The sequence below is a fragment of the Streptomyces abyssomicinicus genome (assembly GCF_008974245.1).
Taxonomy (GTDB): Bacteria; Actinomycetota; Actinomycetes; order Streptomycetales; family Streptomycetaceae; genus Streptomyces; species Streptomyces abyssomicinicus.
Genome location: NZ_BBZI01000007.1, coordinates 819,500 through 835,862, shown reverse-complemented (window position 1 = coordinate 835,862; position 16,363 = coordinate 819,500). Strand labels below are relative to the sequence as shown.

General features: G+C 73.6%; 15 protein-coding genes and 1 pseudogene. All 16 read left to right on the top strand.

All coding sequences use genetic code 11. The features are described 5' to 3' along the window. The first annotated feature begins 5 nt into the window (after positions 1-5). Positions 6-1,604, top strand: a complete 1,599-nt coding sequence (locus GBN72_RS16945) for an ABC transporter substrate-binding protein (RefSeq protein ID WP_151772614.1) — start codon at positions 6-8, stop codon at positions 1,602-1,604. Beyond that, a complete protein-coding gene (locus GBN72_RS16940; RefSeq protein ID WP_151772613.1) occupies positions 1,601-2,542 on the top strand; it encodes an ABC transporter permease in 942 nt (313 codons plus the stop codon). The genes GBN72_RS16945 and GBN72_RS16940 overlap by 4 nt, the downstream gene beginning before the upstream one ends. A 47-nt stretch (positions 2,543-2,589) precedes the next feature. Beyond that, the gene (locus tag GBN72_RS16935; protein ID WP_151772612.1) at positions 2,590-3,543 is read left to right on the top strand and encodes an ABC transporter permease; all 954 of its coding nucleotides are present in this window, start codon (positions 2,590-2,592) and stop codon (positions 3,541-3,543) included. Further along, positions 3,530-5,422, top strand: coding sequence for a dipeptide ABC transporter ATP-binding protein (locus GBN72_RS16930; RefSeq protein ID WP_151772611.1), 1,893 nt, complete (start codon positions 3,530-3,532; stop codon positions 5,420-5,422). Before GBN72_RS16935 ends, GBN72_RS16930 begins: the two co-directional genes overlap by 14 nt. Then, positions 5,419-6,273, top strand: coding sequence for a metallophosphoesterase family protein (locus GBN72_RS16925; protein ID WP_151772610.1), 855 nt, complete (start codon positions 5,419-5,421; stop codon positions 6,271-6,273). Before GBN72_RS16930 ends, GBN72_RS16925 begins: the two co-directional genes overlap by 4 nt. After that, positions 6,270-6,965 (top strand): 4'-phosphopantetheinyl transferase family protein, encoded by a 696-nt coding sequence (locus GBN72_RS16920; protein WP_151772609.1) that lies wholly within the window; start codon positions 6,270-6,272, stop codon positions 6,963-6,965. The genes GBN72_RS16925 and GBN72_RS16920 overlap by 4 nt, the downstream gene beginning before the upstream one ends. Positions 6,966-7,101: 136 nt before the next feature. After that, a complete protein-coding gene (locus GBN72_RS16915) occupies positions 7,102-7,761 on the top strand; it encodes an allene oxide cyclase barrel-like domain-containing protein (RefSeq protein WP_151772608.1) in 660 nt (219 codons plus the stop codon). A 224-nt stretch (positions 7,762-7,985) separates the two neighbouring features. Continuing rightward, entirely contained in the window at positions 7,986-9,818 is a 1,833-nt protein-coding gene (locus GBN72_RS16910) for a pectate lyase-like domain-containing protein (protein ID WP_151772697.1), read from the top strand. Between the two features lie 403 nt (positions 9,819-10,221). Beyond that, positions 10,222-11,505 carry a phosphotransferase enzyme family protein gene (locus tag GBN72_RS16905; RefSeq protein WP_246212565.1) on the top strand — a complete coding sequence of 428 codons (1,284 nt, stop codon included), beginning with the start codon at positions 10,222-10,224 and terminating at the stop codon, positions 11,503-11,505. Then, positions 11,502-11,894 carry a class I SAM-dependent methyltransferase gene (locus tag GBN72_RS35350; protein WP_246212563.1) on the top strand — a complete coding sequence of 131 codons (393 nt, stop codon included), beginning with the start codon at positions 11,502-11,504 and terminating at the stop codon, positions 11,892-11,894. Before GBN72_RS16905 ends, GBN72_RS35350 begins: the two co-directional genes overlap by 4 nt. Next, positions 11,801-12,223: a hypothetical protein gene (locus tag GBN72_RS35345; RefSeq protein ID WP_246212561.1), complete on the top strand. Its 423-nt coding sequence runs from the start codon at positions 11,801-11,803 to the stop codon at positions 12,221-12,223. Before GBN72_RS35350 ends, GBN72_RS35345 begins: the two co-directional genes overlap by 94 nt. Further along, complete coding sequence (locus GBN72_RS16895) at positions 12,220-13,629, top strand: phosphotransferase (protein WP_151772607.1); 1,410 nt, start codon at positions 12,220-12,222, stop codon at positions 13,627-13,629. Before GBN72_RS35345 ends, GBN72_RS16895 begins: the two co-directional genes overlap by 4 nt. Then, positions 13,626-13,733, top strand: a pseudogene (locus tag GBN72_RS36180) (M15 family metallopeptidase); the annotation flags it as partial. The gene GBN72_RS16895 and the pseudogene GBN72_RS36180, both read left to right, overlap by 4 nt. Before the next feature lie 45 nt (positions 13,734-13,778). Next, entirely contained in the window at positions 13,779-14,528 is a 750-nt protein-coding gene (locus GBN72_RS16890; protein WP_151772606.1) for a hypothetical protein, read from the top strand. Between the two features lie 227 nt (positions 14,529-14,755). After that, on the top strand, positions 14,756-15,274 hold the full coding sequence (locus GBN72_RS16885) for a toxin-antitoxin system HicB family antitoxin (RefSeq protein WP_151772605.1): 519 nt from the start codon (positions 14,756-14,758) through the stop codon (positions 15,272-15,274). A 132-nt stretch (positions 15,275-15,406) separates the two neighbouring features. Further along, the gene (locus GBN72_RS16880; RefSeq protein WP_151772604.1) at positions 15,407-16,252 is read left to right on the top strand and encodes a DUF4097 family beta strand repeat-containing protein; all 846 of its coding nucleotides are present in this window, start codon (positions 15,407-15,409) and stop codon (positions 16,250-16,252) included. Positions 16,253-16,363: the final 111 nt, after the last annotated feature.

Genomic DNA, 16,363 nt, shown 5'->3' with positions numbered 1-16,363 from the left:
TCCCCATGGCGCTGCTCGCCCTCCTCCTCACCGCCACGACGTCCGGCTGCGCCGGCGCCCTCGACACGCCGCGCTCCCGCGGCAACGTCCTGACCTACGGCATCGACCAGCAGCCCGACTGCCTCGACCCCCAGGTCAGCCCCCTGGACGTGACCGCGCTCGTCGACCGCAACCTCTTCGACTCGCTCGTCGAGATGGCCCCGGACGGGCACTTCCGCCCCTGGCTCGCCGAGCGGTGGAGCGTCTCCGCCGACGGCCGTACCTACACCTTCCGCGTCCGCGACGGCGTCACCTTCCACGACGGCACGCCGTTCACCGCGCACGCCGTCAAGGCCACCCTCGACCACGCCGTGGACCCGCGCACCAAGTCCCAGTACGCGGCGTCCCTGATCAGCTCCTACCGGTCCTCCCGGGTGGTGGACGCCTCGACGGTCGTGGTGCGGCTCAGCCGCCCGGACTCCGCGTTCCTCCAGGCGCTGAGCACCGCGTACCTGGGCATCCAGTCGCCCACGTCGCTGCGGGAGAACACCGGGAACCTGTGCACCGAGCCGGTGGGCAGCGGACCGTTCCGGCTGACCGGCTGGGCCCGCAACCGCAGTCTGGAGATGGAGCGGAATCCGGACTACCGCTGGGCGCCGCCCGGCGCGCGGCACTCCGGCCCCGCCCATCTCGACGGCCTGGTCGTCCAGTTCATCACCGAGGGCACGGCCCGGTTCGGCGCGCTCGCGACCGGCCAGGTCGACGCCATCGGCAACGTGCCGCCCGCGAAGATCGGTGCGCTGAAGGCGTCGGGCCAGCTGCGGCACCTGCGCGCCGAGTCGCCGGGCGTGCCCAACACCGTCTTTTTGAACACCCGTTCCGGCCCGCTCGCCGACGAGCGGGTACGCAAGGCCCTGCTGCGCAGCGTCGACCTCGACCAGCTCGTCGACACCCTGTACTTCGGCCGCTACTCCCGCGCGTGGGGCGCGCTCACGCCCACCACCCCGTACTACTCCGCGTCGGTGGAGGGCAGGGCGCCCTACGACCCGGACGAGGCCGCCCGGCTGCTCGACGCGGCCGGCTGGACCGGCCGGGACAGTCGCGGCATCCGCGTGAAGGACGGCCGTCCGCTGGCGCTCAGGTGGCCCTACATCCAGGAGGTGCACGGCAAGATGAGCGCCCTCGCCCAAGGCATGCAGGCACAGGCCAAACAAGTGGGGATCGACCTGCGCTGGACGAGCGTGGACGCCGGGGCGTTCATCCAGAAGACCGACTCCGGGCGTGGCCTGGAGATGTTCAGCGCGAGCTTCGTCCGGGCCGAGCCCGACATCCTGCGCTACTGGTTCGGCTCGCGGATGACCATCGCGAACGGCGGCGGGAACGTCTTCCACCTCGACGACCCGGTGCTGGACCGTGCCCTGGCCGACGGCGCCGCGGCGTCCGACCCGCAGGCCAGGGCGGCGGCGTACGCCCGGGCACAGCAGCGTCTGGTCGACCGCGCCCTGGCCCTGCCCACCTACGTGCCTGTCTCGCTGGTCGGCACCTCGGACCGGGTCCACGGGCTGCGCTTCGAACCCAACGCCTATCCGCTCTTCTACGATGTGCGACTGGGGGACCCACGATGACGACCGCCTCCCCCGTCCGCTGGCTGGCGCGCCGCCTGCTGCTCGCGGTGCTGGTCGTGTTCGGCTCGGCCACCGCCGCGTTCCTCGCCATGGAGCTGACACCGGGCGACCCCGTGCGCACCCTGCTCGGCACGACGCCGCAGACCGCCGAGGCCACCGAGCGGATACGCCACGACCTCGGCTTCGACCGTCCCCTGCTGGTGCGGTACGGGCTGTTCCTCGGCCGGCTGGTCACGGGCGACCTCGGTACGTCGTACCAACTGCAGGAGCCGGTCCGGTCGCTGGTCACCGGTCAGCTGTGGTCGACGGTCACGCTCGCCCTGGCCGCCTTCACCCTCGCCCTCGCGGGCGCCCTCGTGCTGGCCGTCCTCACGGCGGGCGGCCGGAGGCTGCCGCGCCGGATCGCCGGGTTCTTCGACCTGCTCACCATCTCGGCGCCCGCCTTCTGGATCGGGGTGCTGCTGCTGACCGTCTTCTCGTTCCGGCTGCGGCTCTTCCCGGCCGCCGGGGGCACCGGGCTGTCCGGGCTCGTGCTGCCCGCCGTCACCCTGGCGCTCAGCATGGTGGGCACCCTCTCCCAGGTGCTGCGGGAGGCGATGGAGCGGTCCCTCGAGGAGCCGTTCGCGCTGAGCGCCAAGGCGCGCGGGACCGGGCTTCTCGGTCTGCGGCTGCGCCACGCCCTGCGGCACGGACTGATTCCGCTCGTCACGCTGTCCGGGTGGACGCTCGGCGCGCTGCTCAGCGGCGCCGTGGTCATCGAGACGGTGTTCAGCCGCCCCGGCCTCGGCCGGGTCCTGGCCACCGCCATCACCAGCCGCGACCTGCCCGTCGTCACCGGAGTCGTGGTCGTGTCCGCCGCCGCGTTCGCGCTGATCACGGTGGCCGTCGACGCGCTCTACCGGATCATCGACCCCCGGCTGCGGGAGGTGGGCACATGACCGACCGCCTCCCCGTCCCCATCGGCTCACGCGGAGAAGGGCCTGCGATGACCGCTGCGAAGAGCGAGACCGCCGTGCAGGACGCGGCGACGGGTGCGCGGGAGCGGACCGGCGCGGTGAGCCCGGACCGGCGTGCCCCTTCCCGTGGCGGTACCCGCCCGGCGGCCCGGCGGGCCGTTCCGCGGCTGCCCGGGGCCGGCACCGTGATCGCGTCGCTGGTGCTGGCCGTCGTGGCCGTCGCCGCCGTGTGGCCCGAGCTGCTCGCCCTGCGTGCGCCGGACCAGGTGGACCCGGTCCACGCGCTCCAGGGCCCCGACGGCGCCCACCCCTTCGGCACCGACCAACTCGGGCGGGACGTGTTCAGCCGCGTGGTGCACGGTGCCCGGCTCACGATCACCCTCGGACTGGGCTCGGTCGTCGTCGCGGTCGTCGCCGGCACGCTGCTGGGACTGCTCGCCGTGGCCGGCGGGCGGGTCCTCGACGAGGTGGTCATGCGGGTCACCGACGTGCTGATGGCCTTCCCCGGGCTGCTGCTCGCCCTGCTCGTGGTGGCCGTGCTCGGCCCCGGCACCACCAACGCGATGATCGCGATCGGCGCCGCGTCGGCTCCCGGATTCGCCCGGCTGGTCCGCGGTCAGGCCCTGGTGGTACGCGAGTCGGGCTATGTGCAGGCGGCGGTGGTGCTCGGACTTCCCCGGTTCTCGGTGTTCCTCCGGCACGTCGTGCCCAACTCACTGCCGCCGGTACTGGTCTTCGCGACCGTGCACACCGGTTCGGCGATCATCGCCGGGTCGTCGCTCAGCTTCCTGGGCCTCGGTCCGCAGGCACCGGCCCCCGAGTGGGGCGCGATGCTCTCCGAAGGGCGCGACTACGTCGACCTGTCCTGGGGCCTGGGCGTGTTCCCCGGCCTCGCGGTCACCGCCACCGTCGTCGCGATCAACGTCGTCGGCACAAGGCTCAGGCGCCGTTTCGAGGGAAGGACCACCCATGGCGAACACTGACGCGACCGCGAGGCGACGGCTGCTCACGGTCGAGGACCTGCGGGTGGCCTTCCCCACCCGGCACGGCACGACGGACGCGGTGCGCGGCGTGAGCCTCACCGTGGACGCCGGTGAGTGCCTGGCCGTGGTCGGCGAGTCCGGCTCCGGCAAGAGCGTCACCGCGCGTGCGCTGCTGGGGCTCGCCGGTCCGGGAGCACGTGTCCGGGCCGGGCGGATGAGCCTGCACGACCCGGACCTGGACCTGACGGAGGTCCGCGGCCGCGGGTGGCGCGACGTACGTGGCCGCCGGATCGGCCTGGTGCTGCAGGACGCCCTGACCTCGCTCGACCCGCTGCGCACCGTGGGCGCCGAAGTCGCCGAGGCGCTGCGCAACCACCGGGTCGTCCCGCGCTCCCGCCTCGCCGAACGCTCCCTGTCCCTGCTGGAGGAGGCCCGCGTACCCGAACCCGGGCTGCGCGCCCGCCAGTACCCGCACCAGCTGTCCGGCGGACTGCGCCAGCGGGCGCTGATCGCGACCGCGCTGGCCGCCGCCCCGCCGCTGCTGATCGCCGACGAGCCCACGACGGCCCTCGACGTCACGGTCCAGGCCCGCATCCTGGACCTGCTGGCGGCCCGGAAGGAGGCCGGCACGGGTGTACTGCTGATCAGTCACGACCTGTCGGTGGTCGCCCGGCTCGCCGACCGGATCGCGGTGATGCGGCACGGCGAGATCGTCGAGGAGGGACCGGCCGCCCGGCTGCTGCACGCCCCCTCCCACCCGTACACCCGCCGGCTGCTGGAGGCCGCCGCGCGGCACACCGGTCACACCTCCGCGTCCGGCGGCCGCGACCTCGCGGCGGCCGCCGACGAGGCCGGCGCCGGTGCCGCCGAGCGGCCGGTGCTCGAGGTGAGCGGCGTCGGCAAGTCGTTCACGGGCCCGGACGGGCGTGCGCGACCGGCCGTCCGCGACGTGTCGTTCACCCTGCACGCGGGCGAGACCCTCGGCATCGTCGGCGAGTCCGGTTCCGGCAAGACCACCAGCGCCCAGCTCGCCCTGGGGCTGCTGGCGCCGGACACCGGCAGCGTGCGGCTGCTCGGCCAGCCGTGGTCACAGCGCCCGGAACGGGAACGCCGGCCCCTGCGGCGCCGCATCCAGCTCGTCCAGCAGGACCCGCTCGGCTCGTTCGACCCCCGCTACACCGTCGAACGGATCATCGGCGAGGCCCTGCCGCCGTCGGGCGGCGCGCCCGGCCGCGGATCGGCACGCGAACGGCGCGCGCGACTCGTCGAGCTGCTCACGCTGGTCGGGCTCGAGGAGGAGATGCTGGACCGGCGGCCCCGTCAGATGTCCGGCGGCCAGCGTCAGCGCGTCGCCGTCGCCCGCGCCCTCGCGCCCGGACCCGACGTGATCGTGTGCGACGAGCCGGTCTCCGCGCTCGACGTGTCCGTGCAGGCGCAGATCCTGGACCTCTTCGCGGACCTGCGGCGACGCCTGGGGGTGGCGCTGCTGTTCATCTCGCACGACCTGGGCGTGGTGCACCACATCAGCGACCGCGTGCTGGTGATGCGCGACGGTGAGGTCGTCGAGAGCGGAGCCGTCGGGGACGTGTTCCGGCGGCCCGCGCACCCGTACACCAGGGAGCTGCTCGCCGCGCTGCCCCGCAGCTCTCCGCCCCCCGCGGAAGCCCTCGCGGCGGCCGGGACAACGGCAGGGCCTACCGCGCACGCGGGCGAGACCGCCGCGCCGGTGGCACGCACCGCGCACGCGGTGGGTCCTGCCACCGCCCTGGTGGCACCCGCCGCGCGGGCCGGGGACGGCCCCGCGGACGCGGCCGGAAGCACCGCGGACGTCGCCGAAGGCCCCGCGTCAGCGGTCGACCGCCCGGCGGCCACGCCGTGAGCGCACGCCGGGGCGAGCTGCTCGCGGTGAGCGACCTGCACGTGGCGCACGCCGAGAACCGCCGTGTACTGGACCGGCTCCGCCCCCGTTCCGACGACGACTGGCTCATCGTCGCGGGAGACGTCGGCGAGCTGTTCGCGGATGTCGAACGAACGCTGAGGCAGCTCGCCGGCACGTTCTCCCGGGTGATCTGGACGCCCGGCAACCACGAACTGTGGACCCACCCCAAGGACCCGGTGCAGCTGCGGGGCGAGCGCCGCTACCGGCGGCTGGTCGAGGTGTGCCGCACCCTCGGCGTGGTCACGCCCGAGGACCCTTTCCCGGTGTGGGAAGGGACAGGCGGCCCGCTCACCGTGGCACCGCTGTTCCTGCTGTACGACTACTCGTTCCGGCGCGGACGCGCGGCGGGTGCGGCCACCAGGGAGGAGGCGCTGGCGTCCGCCCGGGAGGCCGGCATCGTCTGCAACGACGAGTTTTTCCTGCACCCGGACCCGTACCCGACACGGGACGCCTGGTGTCGCGAGCGGCTCGCGTACACCGAGCGCCGCCTCGCGCAGCGCGATCCCCTGCTGCCGACCGTGCTGGTCAGCCACTTCCCCCTGACGGAAGGGCCGCTTCTGCCGCTGCGCCATCCGGAGTTCGCCCTGTGGTGCGGCACCGAGCGGACCGCGGACTGGCACCGCCGGTACCGCGCGGCCGCCGTGGTCTACGGGCACCTGCACATTCCCCGGGTCCAGGAGGAGGACGGAGTGCTGTTCACCGAGGTCTCGATCGGTTACCCGCGCGAATGGCGGCGGCACGGGCTGCCCGCCGACCCGCTGCGTCGCGTGCTGCCCGTGGGGGTCCGGTGATCGAGGGACTGCTGCCGCCCGGCGCCGTCGCCGCGGAGGCGTTCGACGACGACGCGGACGGCCGGCTGCCGGCCGAGGAGGCGCGCGTCGTCGCGGGCGCGGTGGCCGGACGCCACCGCGAGTTCACCACCGGGAGGCTGTGCGCCCGCCGGGCCCTGGCGCGCGCCGGTCTGCCTCCGGTGGCGGTGCCGACCGGTCGCGCCGGGGAGCCCTGCTGGCCCGAGGGGGTGATCGGCAGCATCACGCACTGTGCCGGTTACCGCGCCGCCGCCGTGGCCCGCGCCTGCGACGTGACGGTCCTCGGCATCGACGCCGAGCCCGACCTTCCGCTGCCCGACGACACCCTGGAGGCCATCACGCTGCCCGACGAACGCCGCCGGCTGCGGCTGCTGGAGCGGGCGGCCCCCGGCCGGGCCCACTGGGGGCGGCTGCTGTTCAGCGCCAAGGAGAGCGCGTACAAGGCGTGGTTCCCCCTCGGCCGCCGGCTGCTGGACTTCTCGGACGCCGAGGCCGACATCCGGCCCGACGGCTCCTTCGAGGTGACGCTGCGCGTGCCGGGCCCGCAGGTGGACGGCGGGCGGCTCACCGGCTTCGGCGGCCGCTGGACGGCCTACGGCGGCCTGCTGCTCACAGCGGTCGGCACGGTCGTCACCACGCCCCGGCAGGTGCTCGTGGGAACGCCCACGAATTAGCCCGGCTTTAGGCGGCTTGCCTAGGTTGGTCACCGACGGCCGGTCGGTCACCGACGGCCACGGACCCGACGGACCCGACGTTCGTCCCGCCCTTTCCCCCGCCGCGCCCGCGCGGCATCCTTCGAACGGGAGCTCCATGAACACCACGTTCGCCCTGCCCGGCCACTCCCCCGCCATCGCGGCACTCGCGGCCTCGTTCGTCGACCTCGCCCAGAGCGCGGCGTCGGCCGAACCGCCCGCCGACGGGCCGGACCTCGTCCTGTGGGAGGACCTCACCGAGCACGTCGACCTGGACTACCGCTTCGCCAACCCCCCGGTCCACGGCCCCGGTGACTGGGACACGTACGACAGCACGTTCGTGACCGCGGACGGGGAGCGCGTCGGCAGTCTGAAGGGCACCGGCCGCATCCTGTACGAACGTTCCGCCGACGCCCACCTGATGATGTACTACCGCGAGGAGATCACCTTCCCCGACGGGACGGCGCAGACCGCGGGCTGGGTCGACGGGACGGCGATCCTCGGCGGTGCCTGGCAGCGGTTCCCGATCGTGGGGACCGGCGGGCGGTACGAGGGCATGATCGGCCTGCGGTCCTTCCAGCCGTCCAAGGAAGCCCCGCACAGCCGCTACCACTCCCACCTCGTGCTGCGGGAGGTCCACGGAGGCTTCCGGCCGTCCACCACCGAGGAACTCGACAGGGTGCTGTCCCTGCTCGGCGCGCTCGTCGGCCCCGCGGTCAACCCGCCCACGGCCAGCGGCCGCCTCGAACCGCCGGTCGGCGCGGCACCCGCCGCCTGATCGCCCGCGTTCCCGCCCCGCGGACACCTCTTCGGCGAAAGGCTCTCCTCCAACTCCCCGGGATCTTGGCCACTTTGGTCTGTACCACCTCATTGACGCTCGGCACCGCCAGTGATTCACTCCCTGGCTGAGAGCGCTCTCAACGTGGTTGAGGACCAGCCACATTCCGTCTTGCCCCACCACATGCAGGGAGAGCCGTGTCCAAGATTTCCTCTCGTCGTGCCATGCTCCGCGGTGCGGCGGCCGCCGCCGCGGCGGTGCCGTTGGGCGGCACCGCCGCGGGATCCGCCTTCGCGTCCTCGTCCTCTCCCGCCACCGCCGTCTCCGGCTCCTCCGACTCCGGCGTCGGCGCCGGGGACCGGGGCACCGCCGGCCACGGAGCGGCCGTTCTCGGGCGGAACGTCCTCGTCTTCGACCCCTCGATGGGCGACGCGGCCATCCAGGAGCGGATCGACGCCGTCTTCGCGGTCCAGGAGGCCAACCAGTTCGGCACCGAGCGGTTCGCCCTGGCGTTCAAGCCCGGCACCTACGACGTCGAGATCAACCTCGGCTTCTACACCCACGTGCTCGGGCTCGGCGACAGCCCCGAGGACGTCGTGATCAACGGTCATGTGACCGCCGACGCCCAGTGGTTCGACGGCAACGCCACCCAGAACTTCTGGCGGGCCTGCGAGAACGTGACCATCGTGCCGCCGGACGGCCTGGACCGCTGGGCGGTCTCCCAGGCGGCGCCGATGCGCCGGTGCCACGTCAAGGGCGACATGATCCTGATGCCCAGCCCGCCCGGCAACGGGTGGTCCAGCGGCGGGTTCCTTGCCGACAGCGTCGTGGACGGCCGGATCAACGCGGGCTCGCAGCAGCAGTGGCTGTCCCGCAACGACACCATCGGCAGCTGGGAGGGCGCCAACTGGAACATGGTCTTCCTCGGCGTCGAGGGCGCGCCGGCCACCTCCTTCCCGTCCCCGCCCATCACGACGATCGACCGCACCCCGGTGATCCGGGAGAAGCCGTTCCTGACCGTCGACCGCAAGGGCGCCTACCACGTCTTCGTGCCCGCGCTGCGGCGCAACGGCAGCGGCACCACCTGGGAGAACGGGCCTGCGGCCGGTCACCGCGTCCCCCTGGCCAAGTTCCACGTCGCACGGCCCGGCGACTCCGCCGCGCGGATGAACGCGGCACTCGCCGCCGGGAAGCACCTGCTGATCACTCCCGGCATCTATCCGCTGTCCGAGCCGCTGCGGGTCACCCGGCCGGGCACCGTCGTCCTCGGCCTCGGGCTGGCCACGCTCCAGGCCGTCGACCGCAACTCGCTCGTCGAGGTCGCCGACGTCGACGACGTCACCGTGGCCGGCGTGATGCTCGAAGCGGCCTCCGCCCACTCCCCCGTGCTGATGCGGGTCGGTGACGGCCGCAGCCGGAGGAACCACGCGCACCGGCCCACCGCGCTCTTCGACGTCTTCCCGCGCATCGGTGGCGCCGTGGCCGGCGGCACGAAGATCGGCATCCAGATCGACAGCAACGACGTGATCGCCGACCACATCTGGGCCTGGCGCGGCGACCACGGCCTCGACGGCACGATCGGCTGGTCGGTCAACCCGGCCGGCGTCGGCTTCATCGTCAACGGCGACCGGGTCACCGCCTACGGCCTCTTCGTCGAGCACTGGCAGGACCACGAGGTCATCTGGAACGGCGAGCAGGGGCGCACCTACTTCTTCCAGAACGAGCACCCGTACGACGTCCCGACCCAGTCGGCGTGGAGGCACGGCTCCACCAACGGCTACGCCGCCTACAAGGTCGGCGACCACGTCAGGGACCACAAGGCCTGGGGCCTGGGCAGCTACGCCTACTTCAACCTCAACGCGGACATCTACACCGACCGCGCCTACGAGGTCCCCGACACCCCGGGGGTCGTCCTCACCTCGCTGGTGACGGCCTGCCTCAACGGCCCGGGCGGCGGCGGCATCCTGCACACCGTCAACAAGGCGGGCGACCCCGTCACCAACGGGTTCGCGCTCCACTTCATGAAGTCGTACACGAACGGCGTCGGCACGGTCTGACCCGCCGGTTCGGGCCGGTGACGACCGACGGGGGTGGCGGGACGGGCGAACGGCTCTCCCGCCACCCCCGCCCCGGCGACCGCTCCGCCGCCCCCGTTGCCGCGCCGCCTGCCGGGCCTGCCGACCACCGGCACGGCGGCGGGTCACGGACGCTCTGCCTCGACGCCCTTCGGGCCTCGACGGTTCGGGCATCGGCGCTTCGGGCATCGGCGCTTCGGGCATCGGCGTTTCGGCCACCCGCGGTTCGCCCAGGACTCCCGTGCCGCAAGGGTCCGTGCACCCCACACCTGCGCCGACCCGCTCCGGTCCGCGGTGCGCGATCCGTCCGAAAGACATGTGTTCGACATCCGAGGCTCCGTCGTTGAACCGGACGCACCGCCCGTTCACTCCTGGAGGAGGCACGTTGGCATCGTCCGGAGCATCCGAGGACCCGGCCGAACGCGGGCCGGGGGCAGCGGCGGCCGAGAGCGCGGTCTCGGCCGCCGAGCGCGGGCCGTTCCGCCTCCTCGGCCAGGGACGCGTCGTCGAGGACGGCACCCACCAGCGGCTCATGGCCGCCGAAGGCGTCCTCTGCCAGGGCGTGGCCGGGGCGCTCGCGCTGCGTTACCGGATCACTGCCACGGCTGTCGGCGAAGGGCCGGCCGGAACCGCCACGCGCAACCACCTGGTCGAGGATTCCGAGGGTCGGCGCTGGTTCGTGAAGGTGTATCCGGACGGTACCGATCTCGCCGCGGAGGAACAGGCCCTGGCCCTGGCCGAGTACGCCCGGCACGCGGACGTCCCCGTGCCGGCGGTCTTGCGGACGGCCGACGATGCCGGTCTCGTCGCGACGGCCGAGGGCCTGTCCCTTTCCGTGTCGGCCTGGGTCGAGGACGCCGAGACGGCCGAGGGAGGGCTCTTCGGCGACCGGTGGACCGCGGTCGGGGAGACCATGGGCCGCCTGCACCACGCCCTCGCACGCCATCCCGCCGGACCACCCCGCCCCGTCCCGGCCCGCCAGGTGTGCGACGTCGCGCGGGCGGAGCGCCGGCTGCGACGGCTCCTCCGCCGCTGGGCGCCCGCACCGGCGGAGAGCGAGTTCACCCGGTGGGCCCGGCGGACGGCGGCCCGCCGACTCGACGCCCTGCCCGAGGTGGCGGCCCTGTTGGAGCCGCTGCCGCACGAGCTGACCGCCCAGGTGGTGCACGGCGACCTGGCCTCCCCCAACCTGCTGATGCGCCAGCAGGAGGTCGCGGCGGTCATCGACTTCCGGCCGCCCGGCCACCGGAGCGCCGCGTGGGAACTCGGCCGGATCCTCCTGGACCCGCGCACCGTGCTGGCCCGTCCCAACGAATGGATCACGGGCCTGGCCACCGCACTCTCCGCCTACCGGGCGGCCAACCCCGCACTCCCCCTCGACGATCTGCTCGCCGTGCCACGCGTCGCCGCGGGGAATCTGGCCTGCTCGGTCTACCCGCTGTCCGAGCCGCTGGACCGCCCGGGCGCGGTCACACCGTCGCTCGAGGCGTACGGGCGAGCCCGCCACCAGGCCGCCACGGTGCTGCGTGAGCGCCTCGACGAAGCCGAGGAGACACTCCACGCACTCCTGACCCCCGGCGACGGCTCCGGTCGGCGGCCGACCGGCCCGCGCGGCCATCCGGCCCGGCGGCTCCCCCGTCCCACCGGTACCGACGGAGGCTCCGGGTGACCCGCCCGCACCAGCCGCCGTCTCCCGCCGCCGTCTCCGACGAGGCACTGTTCGGGAAGGAGAGCGCGTCCTACGCCCGCCACCGGCCCGGGCTGCCGGACGCGGCCGTCCGCCTCCTGGCCGCCGCCCAGCACGGCGTCGCGCCCCCCGTCCTGCTCGACCTGGGCACGGGCACCGGGCAGGTACCCCTCGCGCTGCTGCCCGTGCTGCGGCGCCTGACCCTCATCCACCTGGTGGACGTGAACCGGCGGATGCTGGAGCACGCCCTCGGGGCGCTCGCGCCGGTCCGCGGCACGTGCACGGTCACCGGCTTCACCGGCGCGGCCCACAGGGGGACGGCAGCCTGTGGACCTGCGACGCCGACTGGACGGCCGCGCTGCGCGACCTGATCCGGTCCCGTCTCGGCACCGCCCGGCGGGCGGGCGCCCACGGCACGTACACCGAGCCGGGCCGCTCCTTCCGGGACGAACTCGCCGCCTCCGCGTTCAGCGAGGTCACCCGGCACGCCTTCCCCGTCGTCCGGAACCGGACGCCCGAGGACGTCATGGGGTACCTGCGCACCACCGGCTTCGCCCGCCCCGCCCTCTTCTCCGGCCGCCACCAGGAGTTCGAGACCGAGGCCCTGAGCCTGCTCCACGCCCACGCGCACGGTGGCGTGCTGCGCGAGGACGCGGTGTTCGAAGTCCTGCTCGCCCGCCGCCCCGCGGGTGCCGTGTGAGCGCCGACGAGCGGCACACCGAGCCGCTGGACGTCCACCTGATCGCCCTCCGCGACGGCGCGGCGGGACCCGAGGTGCTGCTCTCGCGCCGGGCGGGCGACGTGTACGCGGCAGGCTGCTGGCACCTGCCGTCCGGGCACCTCGACGGTCCGCACGAGGACGTCGTCACCGCCCTCGTCCGTGAGGCCCGTGAGGAAACCGGTGTGACCATCGACCCGGCCGACGTGCGCTCTGCCGTCACCGTGCACCACCGCGCCCCCGGAGGCAGGGCCCGCGTCGGCTTCTTCTTCGAGGTCCGGCGCTGGCAGGGCACCCCGCGCGTGCGGGAGCCGGAGGTCTGCGACGGCATGGGCTGGTTCCCCCTCGGCTCCCTGCCCGGGCCGATGGTCGCCTACTGCCGGGCCGGACTCGACGCCTACCGGGCCGGCGCGCGGATGGCCGTCCACTTCCAGGAACCCGGCGACCCGATCGCCTACGCCCCGGACTCCGACCGGCTGCGCCCGGTCCCCGGCCCCGGCGGCACCCCGGGCGACAGCCTTCCCCCGGCCCCCGTACGGGACTTCGCCGAGCGTGCGGTCGGCCGGATCGCCGCGTGGGCGGACGCCTCCTGGCACCGGGAGAACAGCCGCGTATGGCAGGCGCGCGGCACCACAGGCGGCACCTGGTATGTCAAGGTCCACCAGAACGACCGCTTCCACCAGCGCGAGGTGACCGCTCTGCGCGGCTGGGCCGTCGGCCTCGGCGACGCCGCGCCCCGGCTGGTCGCCGCCGACCCGGTGCTGCGCGCCGTGGTCCTCACGGCGGTGCGCGGCCGGCCCCTGCACGCGGCGGGCCATCCGCCCGAGCGGCAGCGGCGGATCTTCCGCCGCGTCGGGCAGCTCGCCGCCGCCATCCATCGGCACGCCCCGCCGCACCCCGCCGGCCGCGCCGTCCCCACCGGGAAGCTGGACCGGCACCTCGCCGGGGCACGCGCCCACCTGGCGCCGGGCGACGAGGAGTTCGTCCGCTCCACCGTCGAACGGGCCGCTGACCTGCCCGCCGTCGACACGGTGTGCACGCACGGCGATTTCCAGCCGCGCAACCTGCTCTGGGACGAAGCCGCCGACACCCTGCACGTGATCGATTTCGAGCGCAGCGAACCCGGTCCGGCCGTACGGGACCTGGCCCGCCTGTCCGACGCCTGGGCCGGCCGCCCCGACCTGCGCGAGGCCTTTCTCACCGGTTACGGCCGGACCCTGACCGCGCCGGAGCGGGAACGGCTGATCGTCGACACGGTCCTCGACTCCGTGTCCGGGATCGCCTACGGCGTGGCCCACGGTGACCCGGAACTCGTCGAACGTGGCCGGCGAACCCTGGCCACCCTCCGTGCCGAGCCCCAGCGGCGCGACTCCCCACCAGGAGACTGATCAACTACCCGACCGAGTGGTGGCACTGGAGCTTCGGCGACCGCTACTGGGCCCTGCGGACCGGGCAGCCGACCGCCCTCTACGGCCCCGTCGATCTGCCGTGAGGCCATGCCGCGACATTTCCACGCGGCAGGCCCGACAATCCGTCGATGACCGCCGAGAAGCGTCGCCTCACCCTCCATGTTGTCGTTCCTGATCTTCCGCGGAGAGGCGCAAGCGTGGAGGTCCGACCGCTGGTCGACGGTGAGGACATCTTGGCCGAGGTGTTCACAGAAGGGCCGGGCGAAGATCCCCGGTACCTCTTGCTGCCGGACGGCCCTCTCACGGCTGGCCCTGAACCGCACGAGGTTCGGCTGGCCGAGGCAACGTGCACCGAAGAGTGCTGCGGCGCTCTCTACGTGACCATCCGGCGCGACGGCGACCACGTGATCTGGAGCGAGTGGCGCAACCCCGACGAGGACAACGTCGACCTGCCTGAGCTCTGGTTCGACGCGCGGGACTACACGACAGAGGTGGAGCGAGCCGTTGCGGACCACAGCTGGGAGTGGCCGGCACGCACCGTCGCCCGGCTGTTGGAACTGGACCTCGGAGAGCGCACCGACTGGCTTGCACGATGGGAATGTGAACCAGGCGGTGTGTCCGCCTGGCTGTGGGAGCCCGACCGGATCAACCTTTTCCTCTTCCATCCGGGCCGCTCGGCCATCGGGGAAGATCGCCCATGGCTGCAGTTCCGGATGGTGCTTGACGTCTCCGATGACGACCCTGGAAGTCAGGCCGAAAGGCTTGCTGACCAACTTGCGGCGGCGGGTGACCCACGTCGGGCATCGGAGGTCTGCGGCGGATCTCCGGAGCACGCCAGAGCGCTTGGTTATGCGTGGCCGCAGCGGCGGAGGCCCTGAACGCACGATCGTGCCGACGCACGCTTCGGCTGTGGCGCCGTGTGGCACACGTGATGCCATGTGGTGCCACTTGGCGCCAAGCGGTGCCACCAAAAGTCGGATGGCGTCGTCGTGACTCAACGCGGCACCACCCATAACCGCAGGTCAGAGCTGCACGCCCGAGTGATGGCGAGAGAAGACCCGACACCTGCTTGCGCATGGCGCCATGATGGTGCCATTATGGCGTCATGGACCTCACCCCGTATGTCGACACACTCCGCCGCGAACTCGCGGTGGCCGCCGAAGCCGGCGGCGAGCAAGCCCGTGAACTGGCCGAGAGGCTCACCGCTCCGCTGGAGTCGGCGACCCGCCTGGTCATGCTCAACGTGCTCTCCGCCGCGATGAGCGAGATCACCCGCGAACTCGCCCCGGGGTCGGTCGACGTACGACTGAGGGGGCTGGACCCCGACTTCGTGGTGACGCCGCCGCCCGCCGACGCCGGCGCGCCGGCGGAGCCGGCCGGGCCCGGCGAGCACCTCAAGGCTCCGGCCCCCGTCGAGGGCGACGAGGGAGGCACGGCCCGCGTCAATCTGCGTCTGCCGGCACATCTCAAGGCGCGCGCCGAGGAGGCCGCGAGCCAGGAGGGACTGTCGGTCAACGCCTGGCTCGTGCGGGCCGTCTCGGCCGCGGTCGACGGCAGCGGCCGGCCGCGCACCACGGAGCGGACCCGCAACGTCGGCCAGAGCTTCACCGGCTGGGTCCGCTAGCCGGCCGAACCGGCCCGCACCGCCGCACCCGCACCACCCAAGCGCACCGCTCATCCCGCACCACTTCCACTTCCACCCACACCGCGTCCCACCTGCGGGGACGTCACGAAGACCCACGAGGACGGGACAGCCATGCCTTCTTTCGACACCCCCTCGCCCATCTCGGTCACCGCGACCGTGGAGGCCGGTTCCATCCAGTTCACCGCCAGCGACCGCTCCGACACCGTCGTCGAGGTGCGCCCCCGCGACCCCCAGCGGGACCTGGACACCCGGGCGGCCGACCAGACCGAGGTCCGTTACGCGAACGGCGCGCTGACGGTCAGGACGCCCAAGTCCGGCCGCCTGCTCGGCCGTACCGGCGTCGTCGACGTCACCGTCGAACTGCCCACGGGCTCGCACCTCGACGTGACCGGCTCCTGGACCCAGGTGCTCGGCGAGGGCCGGCTCGGCGAGGTCAGCGCCAAGACCTCCGCCGGCGACGCGCGGTTCGACACCACCGGCCCGCTGAAGCTGACCGCTTCGCACGGCTCGATCACCGTGGACCGCGTCGAGGGATCGGCGGAGATCACCACGAGCTCCGGCAGCCTGCGCGTGGGCGTGATCGACGGCCCCGCGGTCCTGAAGAACTCGCACGGCAGCACGACCGTCGAGGCCGCGACCGGCGAACTGCGGGTCCGCGGCGCCAACGGCGACATCGACATCCGGCGCGTCGAGGACTCGGTCACCGCGATCACCGCGCACGGCACCCTGCGCGTGGGTGAAGTGGCCCGGGGGACAGCTCAGTTGGAGACGTCCTTCGGGGCAATCGAGGTCGGCGTCCGCGAGGGGACCGCCGCCTGGCTCGACGTCAGCTCCACCTCCGGCCAGGTCCGCAACAACCTCACCGCGTCCGACGCCCCCGAGCGGGCGGAGGACACCGTCAAGGTCCGCGCCCGCACCCGGCACGGCAACATCGACATCCGCCGCGCCCGCGCCTGACGTCCGCCGGCCGAGGGGTCCGTGCCCACGGACCCCTCGGGCATCCGCGCCCGCTCCTCCGCACACCCCACTCCTTCGAAACCCCGCGAAACGGAGGGCTTCATGCCTTCA

Excerpts from the sequence above, each read along its gene's own strand:
- GBN72_RS16935 (WP_151772612.1), top strand. The coding sequence starts at position 2,590 with ATGACCGCTGCGAAGAGCGAGACCGCCGTGCAGGACGCGGCGACGGGT.
- GBN72_RS16940 (WP_151772613.1), top strand. The coding sequence starts at position 1,601 with ATGACGACCGCCTCCCCCGTCCGCTGGCTGGCGCGCCGCCTGCTGCTC.
- GBN72_RS16880 (WP_151772604.1), top strand. The coding sequence starts at position 15,407 with ATGCCTTCTTTCGACACCCCCTCGCCCATCTCGGTCACCGCGACCGTG.
- GBN72_RS16915 (WP_151772608.1), top strand. The coding sequence starts at position 7,102 with ATGAACACCACGTTCGCCCTGCCCGGCCACTCCCCCGCCATCGCGGCA.
- GBN72_RS16910 (WP_151772697.1), top strand. The coding sequence starts at position 7,986 with ATGCTCCGCGGTGCGGCGGCCGCCGCCGCGGCGGTGCCGTTGGGCGGC.
- GBN72_RS16885 (WP_151772605.1), top strand. The coding sequence starts at position 14,756 with ATGGACCTCACCCCGTATGTCGACACACTCCGCCGCGAACTCGCGGTG.
- GBN72_RS16930 (WP_151772611.1), top strand. The coding sequence starts at position 3,530 with ATGGCGAACACTGACGCGACCGCGAGGCGACGGCTGCTCACGGTCGAG.
- GBN72_RS16890 (WP_151772606.1), top strand. The coding sequence starts at position 13,779 with ATGACCGCCGAGAAGCGTCGCCTCACCCTCCATGTTGTCGTTCCTGAT.
- GBN72_RS16945 (WP_151772614.1), top strand. The coding sequence starts at position 6 with ATGGCGCTGCTCGCCCTCCTCCTCACCGCCACGACGTCCGGCTGCGCC.